General features: G+C 55.5%; 13 protein-coding genes and 1 pseudogene. 9 read left to right on the top strand and 5 right to left on the bottom strand.

Annotated elements, in window-relative coordinates:
- Positions 1-3: 3 nt before the first annotated feature.
- Entirely contained in the window at positions 4-990 is a 987-nt protein-coding gene (gene gmd, locus DTL42_RS08565) for a GDP-mannose 4,6-dehydratase (RefSeq protein WP_114368294.1), read from the top strand.
- On the top strand, positions 987-1889 hold the full coding sequence (locus tag DTL42_RS08570; RefSeq protein ID WP_158545286.1) for an NAD-dependent epimerase/dehydratase family protein: 903 nt from the start codon (positions 987-989) through the stop codon (positions 1887-1889). The genes gmd and DTL42_RS08570 overlap by 4 nt, the downstream gene beginning before the upstream one ends.
- A gap of 4 nt (positions 1890-1893) precedes the next feature.
- On the opposite strand, the gene DTL42_RS08575 is transcribed toward DTL42_RS08570, so the two are convergent.
- The 5 genes and pseudogenes from DTL42_RS08575 to nadA form a co-directional block, all read right to left on the bottom strand.
- A complete protein-coding gene (locus DTL42_RS08575) occupies positions 1894-2679 on the bottom strand; it encodes a type III pantothenate kinase (protein ID WP_158545287.1) in 786 nt (261 codons plus the stop codon).
- Positions 2680-2693: 14 nt separating this feature from the next.
- A pseudogene (obgE, locus tag DTL42_RS08580) lies at positions 2694-3689 on the bottom strand (GTPase ObgE); the annotation flags it as partial.
- A gap of 159 nt (positions 3690-3848) precedes the next feature.
- Positions 3849-4103 (bottom strand): 50S ribosomal protein L27, encoded by a 255-nt coding sequence (gene rpmA / locus DTL42_RS08585; protein ID WP_114368298.1) that lies wholly within the window; start codon positions 4101-4103, stop codon positions 3849-3851.
- 115 nt (positions 4104-4218) lie between these two features.
- Positions 4219-5229: a hypothetical protein gene (locus DTL42_RS08590; RefSeq protein WP_114368299.1), complete on the bottom strand. Its 1011-nt coding sequence runs from the start codon at positions 5227-5229 to the stop codon at positions 4219-4221.
- Between the two features lie 212 nt (positions 5230-5441).
- The gene (gene nadA / locus DTL42_RS08595) at positions 5442-6578 is read right to left on the bottom strand and encodes a quinolinate synthase NadA (protein WP_114368504.1); all 1137 of its coding nucleotides are present in this window, start codon (positions 6576-6578) and stop codon (positions 5442-5444) included.
- Positions 6579-6984: 406 nt separating this feature from the next.
- Here nadA and DTL42_RS08600 point away from each other — a divergent pair, with 406 nt between their 5' ends.
- From DTL42_RS08600 to DTL42_RS08630, 7 genes are all read left to right on the top strand, one after another.
- Positions 6985-7464 carry a 3-hydroxyacyl-ACP dehydratase FabZ family protein gene (locus DTL42_RS08600; protein WP_114368300.1) on the top strand — a complete coding sequence of 160 codons (480 nt, stop codon included), beginning with the start codon at positions 6985-6987 and terminating at the stop codon, positions 7462-7464.
- Positions 7465-7567: 103 nt separating this feature from the next.
- A complete protein-coding gene (locus tag DTL42_RS08605) occupies positions 7568-7954 on the top strand; it encodes an acyl carrier protein (RefSeq protein WP_114368301.1) in 387 nt (128 codons plus the stop codon).
- Between the two features lie 101 nt (positions 7955-8055).
- Positions 8056-8604, top strand: a complete 549-nt coding sequence (locus DTL42_RS08610; RefSeq protein ID WP_114368302.1) for a beta-hydroxyacyl-ACP dehydratase — start codon at positions 8056-8058, stop codon at positions 8602-8604.
- A gap of 100 nt (positions 8605-8704) precedes the next feature.
- Positions 8705-9994, top strand: coding sequence for a beta-ketoacyl-[acyl-carrier-protein] synthase family protein (locus tag DTL42_RS08615; RefSeq protein ID WP_114368303.1), 1290 nt, complete (start codon positions 8705-8707; stop codon positions 9992-9994).
- 204 nt (positions 9995-10198) lie between these two features.
- Positions 10199-12517 carry a DUF1592 domain-containing protein gene (locus DTL42_RS08620; protein WP_114368304.1) on the top strand — a complete coding sequence of 773 codons (2319 nt, stop codon included), beginning with the start codon at positions 10199-10201 and terminating at the stop codon, positions 12515-12517.
- A 16-nt stretch (positions 12518-12533) separates the two neighbouring features.
- Positions 12534-13904: a DUF1552 domain-containing protein gene (locus DTL42_RS08625; RefSeq protein ID WP_114368505.1), complete on the top strand. Its 1371-nt coding sequence runs from the start codon at positions 12534-12536 to the stop codon at positions 13902-13904.
- Positions 13905-14172: 268 nt separating this feature from the next.
- On the top strand, positions 14173-17214 hold the full coding sequence (locus DTL42_RS08630) for a DUF1553 domain-containing protein (RefSeq protein WP_158545288.1): 3042 nt from the start codon (positions 14173-14175) through the stop codon (positions 17212-17214).
- Positions 17215-17217: the final 3 nt, after the last annotated feature.

Here is a 17217-nt window from a genome sequence, read left to right on the forward strand (position 1 = left end):
CTGATGCGAGTCGCTTTGATAACTGGGATCACCGGGCAAGATGGTGCCTACCTGGCCAAGCTGCTCTTGGAAAAAGGGTACCAGGTCCACGGAATGGTCCGCCGCGGCAGCACGTTACCTTTTGAACGGATTGCCGACCTGACCGATCAGATCACTTTGCATCAAGGCGACTTGCTCGACCAAATGGCTTTGAATCGGCTGCTGGAAGAAGTGCAGCCGACCGAGGTTTACAACCTGGCGGCACAGAGCTTTGTGCCGACTAGCTTCGACCAACCCATCCTCACCGGCGAAGTGACTGCCCTGGGGGTTACGCGAATGCTGGAGGCGATTCGTACGGTCGACCCGAGCATTCGCTTTTATCAAGCATCCAGCAGCGAGATGTTTGGCAAGGTCCAAGAGGAGCCGCAGACCGAGAAGACTCCCTTTTGGCCACGCAGTCCGTACGGCGTTTCCAAGATGTACGGTCATTGGATGACGGTCAACTATCGCGAAAGCTACAACATGTTCGCGTGTAGTGGGATTCTGTTTAATCACGAGTCGCCACTGCGTGGAATCGAATTTGTCACCCGTAAAATTTCGTACGCGGTGGCTCGGATTGCTCATGGTTTGCAAAAAGAACTGCGGCTAGGCAATCTCGATGCAGAACGCGATTGGGGCTTCGCAGGCGATTACGTCGAAGCGATGTGGCTGATGCTGCAAGCCGAGCAACCGGACGATTATGTGGTGGCGACCGGCAAGAAATATACCGTTCGCGAGTTTGCCAAGCTGGCCTTCGGGCGGGTGAACATCCACTGGGAAGAGCACGTCGTCGTTGACGAAAAGTTCTATCGCCCGGCCGATGTGAACACGTTGTGCGGCAACCCGGCCAAGGCAAAGCAGGAGCTTGGTTGGCAGCCGAAAGTTTCGTTCGAGCAGCTTGTTCATCTGATGGTGGACGAGGACATGAAGCGTGTGAAAGCCGAGTTAAAGTTGAAACAGGAGCAGTTGTGAACTCCCTGATCACCGGCATCAACGGATTTGTCGGCCAACATCTCGCTGCCCATTTGAAAGACTGCGGCGACCATGTTTGGGGGACGTGCATCCGACGGCAAACAGCCGTGGGCGATAACATCGCATGGGATATCTCGCAGCCAGCCACGCCTGATTTGATTGACCAGCTGAAAGACTTTTCGCCAGAGGTCATCTATCACTTAGCGGCGATCAGTCACCCTGGTAGTTGCGGCGACGACTTGCCTTCTGAAACCTGCCAGGCGGTCAATATCTTGGGTACGCGGCACGTGGCCGACTTGGCCTTGGCGTTGCCTTCGCGGCCTAAGATTGTCTTTATCAGCAGCAGCAAGGTATACGGCGGACGCACCGCCGAGCAACCGTGGGCTGTCGAAAGCGATCCACCGCAACCCAAAGGAGGCTATGCACACAGCAAGTGGGCTGCCGAGAATGTGCTGCGCGATCGCATTAGCACAGGGCTAGAGGTGATGATCGTGCGGGCCTTTAATCACACCGGGCCAGGGCAAAGCCCGCTCTACTTGGTGCCAGAGTGGTGTCAGAAGGTGGCTTCCGGGGTGTCGCCGCAGAAAGTGCGTTCGCTGACCACTTCCCTCGATTTGAGCGACGTCCGCGATATCGCTCGGATCTATCGATTGCTGGTCGAGAAGGGAACTTGGGGCGAAACATACAATGTCGGTTGCGGTCAGGCGGTAACAACCGCCGACATCTGGAACACATTGTGCGAAGTCAGTGGTCATTCGCTTGAGGTTATCGGGGAGAAATCGGAACCGGCACAGCAGCCGATCGCCGATGTGACCAAGCTGCATGCGGCGATTGGTCCGATCGAGCGTTTCACGCTCAAGCAAACTTTGACGGACGTTTACCGCAGTGTCGCTACTTAACGCGTCACGATGGTTTATGCTGCTGGGCGGCCAATGCCACTCCGCGCAGAACAAGGTGGTCGACCGTTTGGATTTCAAGATCCATCCAGGGAGCAAAGTAGTGGACGTCGCCACCGGAAAAGAAGATCTGCGGCGAACTGTCGGAACCTAATTGGGCGGATACACGGCGAATCGTTTCTTGCACGGCGCCGACCGAGCCCCAGAATAGCCCGCTTTGCATTGCTTCGGTGGTGTTGGTTCCAATTGCCTGGGGGCAATCTTCCACGTGGATTTCAATTTGCGGCAAGGCATCGGTCTGCGAAGCCAACGCTTTGGCGGATGTTCGCATGCCTGGCAAGATAGCCCCGCCCACAAACTTTCCTTCGGTGGAAATCGCATCGACGGTGATCGCGGTGCCGGCATCGACCACGATGGCCGGGCGATTTTTATCGCGCAGGTAGTTTGCCGCTACTGCAGCGGCCAGGCGATCAGCCCCGACTTTCTCTGGCGCCGGCAGGGTGACGTCGATTGGAAGCTGCTGATACCCAAACGCTTGGAAAGAAGTAACGCGGGGCTCAATTTTCGAGAACGCTTCCAATGAGGCCAGAGCAGGGCGGTGGACGCTAACGGCGAACCAAGGAAGTTCTTCGTCGTTAAGCCAGTCCCGCAGTCCGTTGATATCGATGGAAGAAGTGGGATACGAGAAGGTCGATACCGGGGAAGTCGCTTCCGCGGCGCGAAAGTTCTCGAAGCGTCCGAGGTGAACTCGCGAGTTGCCGATGTCGACGGTGACAAACGATTCGAGCGACACTAGGCACCTTCCGTTTGGTTCTTGGCTGCCTCCAACTGAGTGGCGACTTGCCGCACTAATTCATTTAGGCCCTGACCGGTTACGGCCGAGATCAAGCGAAGCTCGTGGCCAAGTTCCGCTTGGAGCTGGGCGTGAATCTCTTCCGCTTCGGGGAGTTCCGCTTTGGTTACGCAAACAATTTCTGGGCGGGCGGCGAGCTTGGGGTTATAGGCTTCCAGCTCGTGGCGAATGGAGCGATAGTTTTCTAGCGGATCGGTTCCATCGATCGGTGCCGGTTCAACCAAGTGAACCAAAAGACCTGCCCGTTCGACGTGGCGGAGGAACTCGTGTCCCAGGCCAACCCCTTCCGACGCGCCTTCGATCAGACCGGGAATGTCGGCCAGGATAAACGAAGTGTCCATGTCGAGTTGGACCTGACCAAGATTGGGGAACTTGGTGGTAAATGGGTAGTCGGCAATTTCAGGTCGGGCCCGCGAAAGCCGCGAGAGGAGAGTGCTCTTGCCGGCGTTTGGTTTGCCCAGCAGTCCCACGTCGGCGATCGACTTGAGTTCCAGCAGCAAGCGGCGTTTTTCGCCTGGGTCGCCTGGTTGGCATTCGCGCGGGGCGCGATTGGTCGACGTTTTGAAGCTTTGATTGCCTCGCCCACCTTTACCACCACGAGCCGCGACCAACTGATCGCCGTTTTGGGCCAGGTCTTTCAGGATGAAATTTTCTTTGGCATCGTATACGACCGTTCCTGGCGGAACCTTGATAACGATGTCTTCCCCTTTGCGACCGGTTCGGTTTGCCCCGCCGCCATGTCCACCGCGATTGCCTCGCCAATGGTGTTGGTGAGCAAGCTGAACGAGGCTGTTCACCCCTTCTTCGGCCATAATCAAGATGCTGCCGCCATCGCCGCCATCGCCGCCGTCGGGGCCCCCTTTGGGGATATACCGCTCTCGACGAAAGCTCGAGCAACCATTGCCACCGCTGCCGGCTTCGACTTCGATTTGTACCCGATCGACGAACATGCTTGCTCTGGACTTGGGAAAGAGGATCGACAAATGCCCAAAAAGGCGAAAGTGAAATAAAAATAGGGATGGTCAATTCGACCATCCCTATTGTGTTCTCTCTGTGTTGCGAATCGTACGCCCTGGCCTAGTAAAGGAAAGGGGCGTCGGCTTGCGAAACTAGTTCGCTTCCGCAGTGACGATGTTCACCCGTCGGCTGCCTTGATCGAACATGACGGTCCCTTCGGTCAGGGCGAACAAGGTGAAATCCTTGCCCATACCAACGTTCTTGCCGGCACGGAACTTCGTACCGAGTTGGCGAACGAGAATGCTACCAGCTTTCACCACTTGGCCGCCGTACTTCTTAACACCGCGATATTGCGGGTTGGAATCGCGACCGTTGCGGCTAGAACCTTGACCTTTCTTATGGGCCATGACATCTGCTCCTGAGGTATTTTACGAGGCCGCGACGGATAAAGGTGCGGCGATAGCTTTTGGTGGATCTTGATTATCCCTAGGATAAGTAAAGTGCCCAGGGAAAACTCGTTTTTTAGCGGAAGACCCACTCGTAGTCAACCTGCCCTGGGGCTCCGAAGCGGATTTCCCGCTCGTTTTCGTCCAATCGGTCGCCGGGACGCCAGAAGTTGAGCTTCAGAGTTTTCTGCTGATACTGACGGTAAGTCAGCGGATCGGCCTGAGGATCGTAGTTTTCGTCCTTGTCCTGCCAGCGGAACGCATTGGTCAGGCCGTCGATATAGATGCTGAAGAAGTCGGTTTCCGGATCGACATCTTCCCACATGGCCACCCCCCAAATGCTGTTGTCTTGGTCTTTGGTGGTGACAGGGATGTCGAAGCGGCTAATTTCGACCGAGTTGTACAGTTTGGTCCCGCCCGTTTCCCGCTGCGCGATAATATCCATCGCGGCAGGAATGATTCGATCGAGGTACTCTTTCTTGACCTTGGTATCTTGCGATTCCAGGACAAAGCGGGGGAAAAAGCGAATCGGAGCCGAAGGAAGCCCTTCGATCTGTTTCACTTCGTATTTGACATTATCGAACTTGTCTTTGACCGGAACGCGGCGGAGCGGTTCGCCGTGGTTGGTTACTTTGTAAACCATGTACCAGATCAGCTTCTTTTGCAGCTTACCACTTGGCTGTGGCACGCCTACTTCGATCATGCGGACCGGTTTGAACGAGAATTCCAAGCCCCACACATCGCGGCGGTAAATGACCTTACTGGCCATGGCCTTAAGCGTGCGGGTGTCGGACATGAAATTGGGTTTCCAATCGAGATTGGGAATCCCTTTTAAAATGTCTTGGTACTGATCGACCGGAGAGAAAGTGTCTTGGGCCTCAAATTCCATCGGAATCGTGGTCAAAACTCCGTCGGCGAACTTGCGATTCGGTGGGTTGGCTTGAGCCAGCCGAATTGCGTCTTGCACGACATCTTTCGTTTCTTCTGTAGCTGCCATTTCGGCCAGGGAAACCGACATCGCCGCAGACGATACGACAAACGTCAAAGCGAGTAGCAACCAGGATGTGCGAATTGTGCGAAGAGTCATGCGGAAACCGCCTGCGGGTTGGAAAAGGGGCTTACCGTTCCAGCGCATAGGCACTGGCCGAATTTATCTCAAAGTCTAATATAGTTGCCCAATTTAACAAGCGTCAAGTTTTTGGGGACTTTGAGGTTCGGAAGGCCCCAGGAAGCCACTATTGGGTGGGGCGATATGCAATGGCGAATGCCCTGGTCTGTGTTTTTTGCAGAATGTACGGGTTATGCCGAAACTTCGAGCATTCGTTCCAGGGCAACTCGCGACCATTTGGCCGTTTCTTCGTCGACATGGATTTCGTTGACTGGGGTGCCTGCCGCCAGGTTTTCGAGCGACCAGCAGAGGTGGGCCAAGTCGATGCGATACATCGTGGCACACATGCAAACGACCGGCGAAAGGAAATGGATTTCCTGTTCGGGGTGTTCTTTTTTCAGCCGGTTGACCAAGTGAAGTTCCGTGCCGATGGCCCATTTGGTGCCAGCCGGGCTATGGCGGACAGTTTCAATAATTTTGCCGGTCGAGCCCGAGACGTCGGCGATTTCGTTCACTTCTCGCATGCATTCCGGATGAACCAAGATTTTGATCCCGGGGTGATTCTGGCGGAATGTGGCGACGTGCTCCTTTTTGAACATCTGATGCACGCTGCAATGTCCTTGCCACAGAATCACTTTGCTGTCAACGAGTTGCGCCTCGGTGTTGCCTCCCAGGTTTTGGGCGTACGGGTTCCAGACGGGCATCTGTTCTTCGGTGATACCCATGGTTAGGGCCGTGTTGCGGCCCAGATGTTGATCGGGGAAGAAGAGAACGCGGCTGGTGCGGCTAAAGGCCCACTGCAACGCCTTATCGGCATTACTCGAAGTGCAGACAATCCCGCCGTGCTTGCCGACAAACGCCTTTAAACTGGCCGCAGAATTGATGTAAGTGACTGGGGTGATGTCGTTTGTGTCGATCACTTCACCGAGGTCGTCCCAGGCATTTTCGACCTGATCAATGGCCGCCATATCTGCCATCGAGCAGCCAGCGGCCATGTCGGGCAGAACGACCGTAACCCGCTGTCCATTTCGCTCGGCGACTTTTTCGGGGCGGTTGGCCAGAATGTCGGCTGTTTCGGCCATGAAATGGACCCCACAGAAAGCAATGAACCGACAATCGCTGCTTTCGGCGGCCAGTTTGCTGAGTTGATAGCTATCGCCACGCAGGTCAGAAAGCTCGATCACCTCGTCTTGCTGGTAGTGATGTCCCAGAATCAGCAGCTTGCTGCCCAGTTCGTCGCGGACTTTCTGGATGCGCTGGTGGAGTTCTTCGTTCGAAAGGGATCGATAGGGGGCAAAATCGTAGGATCCCAAGGAAACGGTCGACATGATGGTTTCTCGCGGCTTAGCTACCAAACCGGTGATCGGTTGGCTCGTTTCAGGAAGCAACGTGTAGGCAAGGGGTTAGGCCGAACGGATTCGCCCACACGGTACCGTATTATAGGCACGTTAAGGCAACTTCCCCACCCACCAAAATCAACGTTGTGCGAGGAGGTTGCTGGCAGTTTTCCTCGGTAGAGGGGCTTTGTGGCGGAAGTGATCTTCCGTAAGTGGCGTTATTTGCTTAGGTTAGCGTCTGCAGCAAAGTCACTTGCAACGCGAAATAAACCGCTCGCAGCTGGCTTGTTGTGAACTTGTGAGGGTGAGATTGGCTGGGTATACTGCTAAGCTTTAATTTCCCGGCGGAAGGTCCCTAAGGGCATTGGTAAAACATCGGAATCGCTAGTGAGCTGAGATGAAGTTCTGTCTGATCGATCAAATCTCGGAGATTCATCCTGGCGAGCGAATTTCAGCGGTCAAATGCTTGAGCCTTGCCGAAGAGTATCTTCAGGATCACTTTCCACGGTTTCCCGTCATGCCTGGGGTATTGATGCTGGAAGCCATGACACAAACCGGTGCCTGGCTGGTTCGTGTTACGAATGATTTTAGTCATAGTCTGACGGTGCTGAAGGAAGCACGTAACGTCAAATATGGCAACTTTGTCGAACCGGGAGAAATCCTGATCGTCAAAGCAGAGCTGATGAAAATGGATGGTAACTTGGCCTCGCTGAAAGTATCCGGCGAAGTCAACGGTAACGTTGCGGTCAGTTCTCGCATCGTGCTGGAAAGTTACAATTCGTCTGGTACCGACCAGCCGAATACTACGGATCTTTGTGCGATCCGCCAACTCAGACAACAATACGATCTGCTGTGCCGCCAGAAATCGTCGGTGTAGACAATCGTTCCCCAAGTCGCAGCGTGCGGCATCCCTGAATCGCTTAGGGCAACGTTTTTCAGCTAGATAGCCAGTCTTTTCCCAAGTCGGAGAGCAAGAAATTATGGCACCCTCGGATGACGAAATTTTTGAAAAGGTCCGCGAAGCCTTGGTAGACGCCTTGGGCGTTGACGAGGAAGAAGTGGTACCAGAGGCGACCATGGTGGGCGATCTAGGTGCCGAATCGATCGACTTCTTGGACATCGTGTTCCGCCTGGAAAAGGCGTTTGGCATCACCATTCCGCGTGATGAGCTGTTCCCAGAAGACATTTTGACCAACGCCCAGTACGTTCAGAACGGCAAGGTCACTCCGGAAGGCTTGGCCGAGCTGAAAAAGCGGATGCCGTTTGCCGACCTCAGCAAGTTCGAAGCGAACCCCGTGGTTTCCGACTTTGGTAACCTGCTGACCGTCAACGACATGTGCAGCTACGTGAAGTCGAAGCTGGCCTAGTTTGCTAGTCAGGTTTTGTTCGTAATCGGTCCGCCTGTTTTAGATGGTGCGGACCGAATTGCGTAACAGGCCAACCCTACAGAGGCGAGGAATCTGCGGAAATGCGTTGGTTTTGGATCGACAAATTCATTGAGTTCGAAAGCGGCAAGTCCGCCAAGTCGGTTAAATGCGTTTCGTTGGCCGAAGACCACCTGCACGATCACTTCCGCTACCTGCCGGTCATGCCACATTCGCTGGTGATCGAAGGGATTGCTCAAACCGGTGGGGTTCTGGCTGGGGAAGTCTACGACTTCCGCGAACGCGTCGTGTTGGCCAAAGTTGCCAAAGCTACGTTTCACGGTACCGCCCATCCTGGCGATCAGTTGACCTATACCGCTGTGATGAACGATATCCGTGAGAACGGCGCGTACGTTTCGGCGACAAGCCACATCGGCGACAAGTTGCATGCCGAGGTCGAGCTGTTTTTTGCTCATTTGAGCGATAAAGAGGGAGAGCATCGCGAATTGTTCTTCCCGGCCGACTTCCTCTCGATGTTGCGGCTAATGGGGCTTTATAATGTGGGGAAGGCGAAAGATGGTTCCCCGCTACAGCCTCCCGAGTACATGGTTCAGGCAGAAATCGAGTTGGCCAAAACCCCTTCGGTTTCGTGAGTTTACCCGCCGGCGATCGGTGGAATCGAATTTAAGTGTAGCCAGTCAGACGGACAACTTCTGTCCTGTCGGCAGCGATTGAACGCGGAGAGAATCTTCTATGACGAGGCGAGTCGTTGTCACCGGTGTCGGCATGGTCAACCCCATGGGGCACGATGTGGAAACGGTCTGGAAAGGCCTGAAAGAAGGTGCCTCTGGCGTCGGTTACACAACCGTCTTCGATGCATCCAACTTCCCCACGAAAATCTCGGCCGAGGTGAAGGACTGGGACGTCACCAAGTGTGGCGAGAAGATCGAAGATTGGGAAAAAGCAGGCCGCCATACTCGTTTTGCAATCGGGGCCGCCAAGCAGGCCGTCGAATCTTCCGGCGTGCTTAGCAGCATTCAAGATCCGACCCGGTTTGGGGTTTACCTCGGCTGTGGCGAAGGGGATCAAGACTTCTTGACCTTCACCAACATGGTCGTGGCCGCAATCAGCAGCAAGGAATCGGACTGGGACAAGGCCGCGTTCATTCGTAAGGGGTTGGCTACGCTCGATCCTCGTCGCGAGATGGAGCAAGACCCCAGCATGCCGTGCGGTCACTTGGCTTCTCTGTTCAATGCCCAAGGTCCTAACCTCAACTGCTTGACCGCTTGTGCTGCTTCGAGCCAGGCCATTGGCGAAGCCCGCGAGCTGATTCGCCGAGGGACCGTTGATGTGATGCTCTCTGGCGGAGCTCACTCCATGATTCATCCGTTCGGCGTGACTGGCTTCAACCTGTTAACGGCCCTTTCCACACGCAACGACGAGCCAACCCGTGCCTCGCGTCCTTTCGACCGAGAACGTGACGGTTTCGTGTTGGGCGAAGGTGCTTCGATGGTGGTGCTCGAAGAACTCGAACACGCCAAAGCCCGTGGCGCTCAGATCTTCGGCGAGATTATCGGCTACGGCACCACAGCGGATGCTTTCCGTATTACCGACACCCACCCGGAAGGCCGCGGCGGGATTGCTTGCATGAAGATGGCCATGCAAGATGCCGGGATCACCCCGGAACAAGTCGATTACGTCAACGCCCACGGTACTAGCACCACGGTCAACGACAAAGTCGAAACCCTGTGCTGCCACGAAGCATTTGGCGAACTAGCCAAGAAAATCCCGGTTTCCAGCACCAAGAGCATGATGGGACACCTGATTGCCGCAGCTGGCGTGACCGAAGCAATCGTCTGTTTGCTGGCCATTCGCGATAAGGTTCTGCCGCCGACGATTAACTATGAGAACCCAGACGACAACTGCGATCTCGATTACATCCCGAACGAAGCGCGCGAAGCGAAATGCGACATCGCGTTGAACAACAGCTTCGGTTTCGGCGGCCAGAACATCACGCTCGCACTGAGTCGCTTTAACGGCTAAGCCGCTTCAAGCGTGCGAAGAAAAAAATGACGGTCATTCTAGGGGGTATTGTCCTGCTGCTAGCGGGCGATACCCTTTGTCTTGCGCTAGTTGCTGACTCATTTTAATAGACGCCAATCCCCGCCGTTTCTATAATAAACGGCTGGTCCCTCCTTTAAGCCTGCCTCTATCTCTTGTTTTCTTCCCTATCAGGACTCCCAGCCGATGTTGCGGTATCTGCGTGGACGTTTTGTTCGCGTTGCACCAATCTGGTTGCTTGCCCTTGCTTGCGCGCTTGCCGCGTTGCCGGCCAAGGGGGCAGACCGCGCCGAGTTGGCGAGCGACTACGAGGGGAAGATCGTTCCGTTTCTACAGACCTACTGCTTGGATTGCCACTCCAGCGAGTCGCCCGAGGCCGGGCTCGATCTGACGAAGTATCGCAGCTTGGAAGAGGTCACAACGGTTGGGCGCAAGAAGTGGAGTTCAGTGCTCGATATGCTCGTCAACGGCAGCATGCCGCCAGAAGATGCAGATCAACCGAACGCCGAAGAACTGCAGTTGGCGTTGTCGTGGACCCAGTCGGCCTTGGCCAGCATCGACTGTAGCGGCTCGGTGCAGCCTGGACGGGAAACGGTCCGCCGTCTCAATCGAATTGAGTACGAGAACACCATTCGCGATCTGGTTGGCATTGAATACCAAGCCACCGACACCCTGCCAGCCGATGACGTTGGTTACGGATTCGATAACATCGGCGATGTGCTCTCGACTTCCCCGCTGCTGTTCGAAAAATTTTATGAAGCGGCGGAAGAGATTGCCTCGCAGGCGATTGTGGTCGACGAACGTTCTTTGATTCCGCGACGCGATCTGCCGTTGGGCGAATTCAATTTGCGAAGTGGTAAAGCTTCAGGCAACCGTTTGACGTTCGCCTCGAATAACGTCGGACGGTTCGAAGTCGAACTGGAACCTGGTCGCTATACGCTGGCCGTTTACGCGTACGCAAGTCAATCGGGTGACGAGCCTGCCAAGATGAGCGTACAGCTTGGCAAGAAGGAGAAAGAGACCTTCAGCGTTCGCAACACGTCGGCCAGCGAGAAGCCGTTTGAAATCAGTACTCGACTGCCACGCGGAAAACAAATCATCGAAGTGGCATTCTTGAACGATCACTACGATCCCGGCAACCCAGATCCCAACCGTCGCGATCGCAACTTGTTCATTAACAAAATTGAACTGATTGGCCCCGATCACAATATTGCGGCGCTTTATCCGGAGTCGCACAAGCAAATCATCTTTGTGCGGCCTGGCGAGAAGGGTTTAGACGAGTTGCAAGCTGCCCAACAGGTCATCGCACGGTTCGCCTCGAAAGCGTTTCGTCGACCCGTAACCAACGGCGAGATGGAACGCTTGATGATCTTGTATGGTTTAGCCAAGCAAGACGGACTGAATTTCGAGGGCTCGATCCGTGAGGTGGTCGTTGGCATTCTTTGCTCGCCCCACTTCCTGTTCAAGGTAGAAGGGGGACAAGTCGAGAACGAAGTTTACACCTTGAACGACTACGAACTCGCCACGAGGCTGAGTTACTTTCTGTGGAGTACGATGCCAGATGACGAACTGTTGATGCATGCCTGGAAGGGAACGCTGCGGCAAAATCTAGACGCCCAGGTCAAGCGGATGCTGGCCGATCCGAAAGCGATTGCGTTGACTAAGAATTTCGCTGGCCAGTGGCTAGAAATGCGGAAGCTGGAAACCGTGCAGCCTGATCGGCGGAAGTTCCGCGACTTCAGTTCGGAATTGGCTGAAGACATGCGAACGGAAACGGAGCGTTTCTTTCAATCAATTGTCGAGGAAGATCGGAGCGTGCTCGATTTGTTGGCGGCCGACTATTCGTTCCTTAACGAGCGTCTGGCCAAGCATTACGGGATCGACGGTGTGTACGGTGACGAGTTCCGCAAAGTCCCTTTAGCAGACCCAAACCGAGGCGGCATTCTGACCCAGGCCAGCGTCTTGACGGTCACCTCGAACCCCACACGTACGAGTCCTGTGAAACGTGGCAAATGGATTTTAGATAATGTCCTTGGCACGCCCCCACCGAGCCCACCAGCGAATGTACCTACGCTGGAATCGCAGAAGAAATTGACCGGCTCGCTCCGACAGCGCATGAAAGAGCACCGCGAGAACGCCGCTTGTGCCTCGTGCCATGCCCGGATGGACCCGATTGGGTTCGCGCTGGAGAACTTCGATGCTATCGGCAAGTGGCGGAGCAAGGACGAAGGATTCGATATCGATGCCAGTGGCGAGTTGCCCAGTGGTACCAAGTTCGATGGGGCTGGCGGACTGAAGAAGTTGCTGCTGGACGAACGCAAAGACGAGTTCGTGCATAACTTGATCGTGAAGACCATGACCTACGCGTTGGGGCGTGGGGTCGAGTACTACGACGAATGTGCGATTCGGCAAATTCAAGCCGACATGGCTCAGCAAGGCTTTCATTATTCCGCGATGATCCACGCGATCGTTCATAGCGAACCTTTTCAAAAACGTGGCGGCTAGCCAAGAGGGACCGATCATGTCGCATGCAACCAACTCAACGACCATGCTCAGCCGCCGAACGATCTTACGCGGCCTGGGGACTGCGTTGGCACTGCCGTGGCTGGAAAGCATCTGCCCGGTTGTCCGCGCAGCAGGAACCGATTCGCCAGCGGCCAAACCGCCAGTGCGGATGGGGTTCTTCTACGTTCCCAATGGGATGCACATGCCCGATTGGACACCCAACGGAGAGGGTGAACTGAAAGAGCTTTCCCCCACGTTGGCTCAGTTGGCCAAGCATCGTTCAGAGATCATGCCGCTAACCGGGCTCGAACTGCACAACGGGTGGGCTTTGGGGGATGGCGGTGGTGACCATGCCCGTAGTGTTGCCTCGTTTTTGACAGGGGCCCATCCCAACAAGACGGATGGCGCGGACATTCGTAACGGGATCTCTGTCGATCAGTTTGCCGCGTCCCGTTTGTCGCATCTCACTCGGTTTCCATCGCTCGAACTCGGGCTTGAACCGAGTGCCCAATCGGGCAACTGCGATTCAGGATATAGCTGCGTATATTCCTCGAACGTCAGTTGGCGGAACGATACCAACTATGTCAATAAGGAAGTGAACCCGCAAGCTCTCTTCGATCGTTTGTTTGGCAACGGCAACCGTGGCGAAGAAGCAGAGAACAAAGCCCTGCGTCATCGTCGCAAAAAGAGTGTCCTTGATTTCGTGCTGAATGATGCCAAGCGACTGCAAGAGAACATGGCCAGTGTCGATCGTCAGAAAATGGATGAATATCTGCACAGCGTGCGCGATGTCGAGCGACGGGTGGCCCATGCCATCAAACTGGAAGGGAAGGAGATTGAGGCACCTGATTATGCCCGCCCAGAGGGTGTTCCGGCAGAGTTCCAAGAACATGCTCGGTTGATGATGGACATGCTGGTGTTGGCCTTCCAGACCGATGCGACCCGCATTGCGACCTTCATGATGACCAACGCCGGAAGCAATCGTCCGTATCCTCAAGTCGACGTAAGCGATGGCCACCACGACCTTTCGCACCACCAAAGCGATGCGGAAAAGCAAAAGAAGATTGCCAAGATCAACCGCTTCCATATCCAGCAGTTCGACTATCTGCTGACGAAAATGCGGGAGGTGAAGGAAGGGGAGGGGACACTGCTGGACAACTGCATGTTGATGTACGGCAGCGGTTTGTCCGATGGCAATCGCCACAACCATGACGACCTGCCGATCCTCTTGGCGGGCCGGGCTGGAGGGGCTTTCAAACCGGGGCGACACCTCCGCTACGCTGACAAGACACCTCTGTGCAATCTATATGTTTCCATGCTGGAAGTGATGGGGATCGAGGCCGATAAGTTCAGCGATTCCAACGGTCGGCTGACGAATTTGAGCTAAGGCTCAGAGCGAGAGCGGGACGTTTGGTTTGTTGTAACAGGGACACTTGTGCCGGAAAACCGTTGCAATCGCTGCAGGCCGATCTTTGGGCCTCTTCGGGTTCGTTTGGTGTGACCGCGCTTGGACCGGAATCCCCCTCGGGGTATATGATAAAGAAAGGTGTTATTTCCTCTCTTTCATCAGGTATCCGGTGGGTTCTCGGCGGTCTCTCTTTATTCCCGTGGTTCTTTTGGCGATAGGTCTGTCGACTACGTTGCCGCCAAGGTCGGTGCGCGCGGAGGAAGATAAGCTTGACTTCGCCCGCGATGTGCAGCCCATTTTGGCAAGCAACTGTTATCAGTGTCACGGCCCGGATGCTTCGGCTCGGAAGGGGGACGTTCGGTTCGACCAGCGGGAAGATGCCCTACTGCACATCGAGCCCGGCCAGCCAGCCGATAGCGAACTCTATCGCCGTTTGATCGCCAGCGATCCAGCTGAGCGTATGCCGCCTCCCGGTGCGGACATGCAGCCGACGCTTGCCGAGATTGCCACACTTAAGCGCTGGATTGAAGAAGGGGCCACTTGGGAAGAACTGTGGTCGCTAAAGCCACTTCGTTCTGTTGAGTTGCCTACGGTCAGCGACCCGACATGGTGCCAGAACCCGCTCGACCGGTTTGTGCTGGCTCGACTGGAAAAGGAAGGGCTGCAACCAGCTCCGCCAGCTACGAAGTATCAGTGGCTCCGCCGGGTTACCTTCGATCTGACCGGCTTGCCCCCGACGCCCGAAGAGATAGAGGCCTATCTGGCCGACGATTCGGCGGAAGCAGATGACAAGGTAATCGATCGTTTATTCGCCTCGCCAGCTTACGGCGAAAACTTTGCCCGCGCGTGGCTCGACTTGGCCCGCTATGCCGATACGCATGGTTACAGTATCGATGGCCATCGCGATATGTGGCGTTATCGCGAATGGGTTATTGGTGCGCTTAATCGCAATTTGTCGTTTGCCGATTTCACCACGATGCAGTTAGCGGGCGACTTGATCGAACAGCCGACGACCGAAAGCTTGACCGCAACCGGTTTTCATCGCAATACGCCGGTGAACGACGAAATGGGGGCGTTGGCTGAAGAGTATCGTCACGCCTACGTGGTCGATCGCGTGAATACGACCGGTACCGTTTTCTTAGGGATGACGTTGGCGTGCGCTCAGTGCCACGATCACAAATACGATCCCGTTTCGCAAAAAGACTTCTACCGCTTGGCGGCCTTTTTCGACAGCATCGACGAGAAAGGGCTCGACGGCAAATTTGGCAATGCCGCTCCGGTAATCAAAAGCCCTGCTGCCGATCAGCAAGTGGAACTCGATAAAATTGAACAACAGATTCGTGCCTCTCAGAAGTTAATGGACGAAGCGATCGAGCAAGGTCGGCAGAAGCTGCCGCAATGGGAAGCGGAAGCAATGCAGGCGGCCAAGCCGCTGACCATTTCCAACGACCATCTGATCGAGAAGCTGCACTTCGATCACTTACCACTAGAGTCGTCTGCCGTTACGTTACAACGGGAAGAAGGCCAGCCATTGTTGGTGCCGGGGCGTTATGGCAATGCGTTGCTTTTCGACGGGCAAACCTCGCTGCGGATCGCGCGAGAACAAAGTCGCCCCCTCTCGGTGAGTGTTTGGTTGTATCCGACGATTAACAATCGAGTGACGCTGTACCAATGGGAATCTGCCGCTGGCCAACGTGTGGAGCTAACGCAGAAGGGCACTCAGTTTACGCTGACCCATGTTTCGTCCGTTGATGAATCAACGCATTGGGAAGCGACAGCGGACGCTTGGGAAACCAGAGAGTGGCAACACGTGGCCTGGGCGATCGATCCGAGCCAGCCTGGCAAGACCGAGTTATGGGTGCGGGGCAAGCGGTTGTCGTGGAGCGAACCTGTTGTCGAGCGGCAAGAGGAAACGCTCAGCAGCCAAACCGCACCCGAGAATGTGGAAACCCTTTTGAGCGTACGCGGGCTCGTCGACGAGTTACGTCTCGATCGGCGGCGACTGACCGACGATGACGTTGCCGTGCTGCAAGGAGGAAATCCGGTTCAAGACGCATTGGCGATTGCCCCTGCACAGCGGACGGAAGAGGAGCAAGATCTGCTGCTACGTTACTTTGTACGAGAAAAGCTCGCGTCTTTTGCTCAGTGGGAACGTCAAAAACAGCGGGCAGAAGATCAGTTGAATGGCCTGAGGGCTCAACTCCCGGAGACGATGGTTATGCGCGAGCGAGAAACGCCCCGCACGACTTACGTACGGATTCGAGGGGAGTGGGATCAGTTGGGCGAGGAGGTGACCCCAGGGGTTCCGGCTCAGTTGTTTCATCTTGAAGGGGCTCCGGCGAACGATCGCTTAGGGCTGGCACATTGGCTGACCGATCGCGAGAACCCTTTGCCGCATCGCGTGTGGGTGAATCGGGCCTGGCAACATTTCTTCGGAACCGGCATCGTCAAAACGACGGACGACTTAGGAACACGGGGCGAACTGCCCAGTCATCCAGAGTTGTTGGAATATCTGGCCATACAGTTCGCGCGAACTGGAGACATGAAAGGGATTCATCGGCTGATTGTCTCGAGCGCGACGTATCGCCAGTCGAGCCATGTGGGACGCGCGGCCTACCGGCGTGACCCAGAGAACCGCCTGCTGGCTCGTGGTCCTCGGTTGCGACTGGCGGCAGAAGAGATTCGGGATCAAGCATTAGTCGCTAGCGGATTGCTGGTAGACGAACTGGGGGGCCGAAGCGTGAAGCCGTATCAGCCGCCAGGGCTGTGGGAAGAGATTTCGATTGGAGACGACGAGTTCTCGGCCCAGAAGTTTGTACAAGATCACGGCGATCGACTTTACCGCCGGAGCTTGTATACCTATTGGAAGCGTTCGAGTCCTCCGCCGAACATGATGGCGTTTGATGCAACTAACCGTGAGGTCTGCGTGGCTCAGCGAAGTTGTACCAACACGCCCACGCAGGCACTCGTTTTGTTAAACGATGTGACGTTTGTCGAAGCCGCCAAAGTGCTCGCGGCGGATGTGTTGGCTAAGCAAAACGGTGATGTCGAAGCCGCCATGCGGGAAGCGTTCTTGAGGATCGTTTCCCGTCCCATGCAGGACGAGGAAGTAGGCTTGTTTCAGCAGCTTTACCAGCAAGAGCTGACTCGATATCAAGCCAACAAAGAGGCGACCGCAGCCTTGTTGGCTACCGGAGAGAAGCAGGTGCCGGTGAGCCCTGAGGTAGCTGCGATGACCATGATTTGCCACGCGATGTTCAACTTGGACGAGGCCATCGTTACGCCTTAACCC

The organism is Bremerella cremea, from assembly GCF_003335505.1.
Taxonomy (GTDB): domain Bacteria; phylum Planctomycetota; class Planctomycetia; order Pirellulales; family Pirellulaceae; genus Bremerella; species Bremerella cremea_A.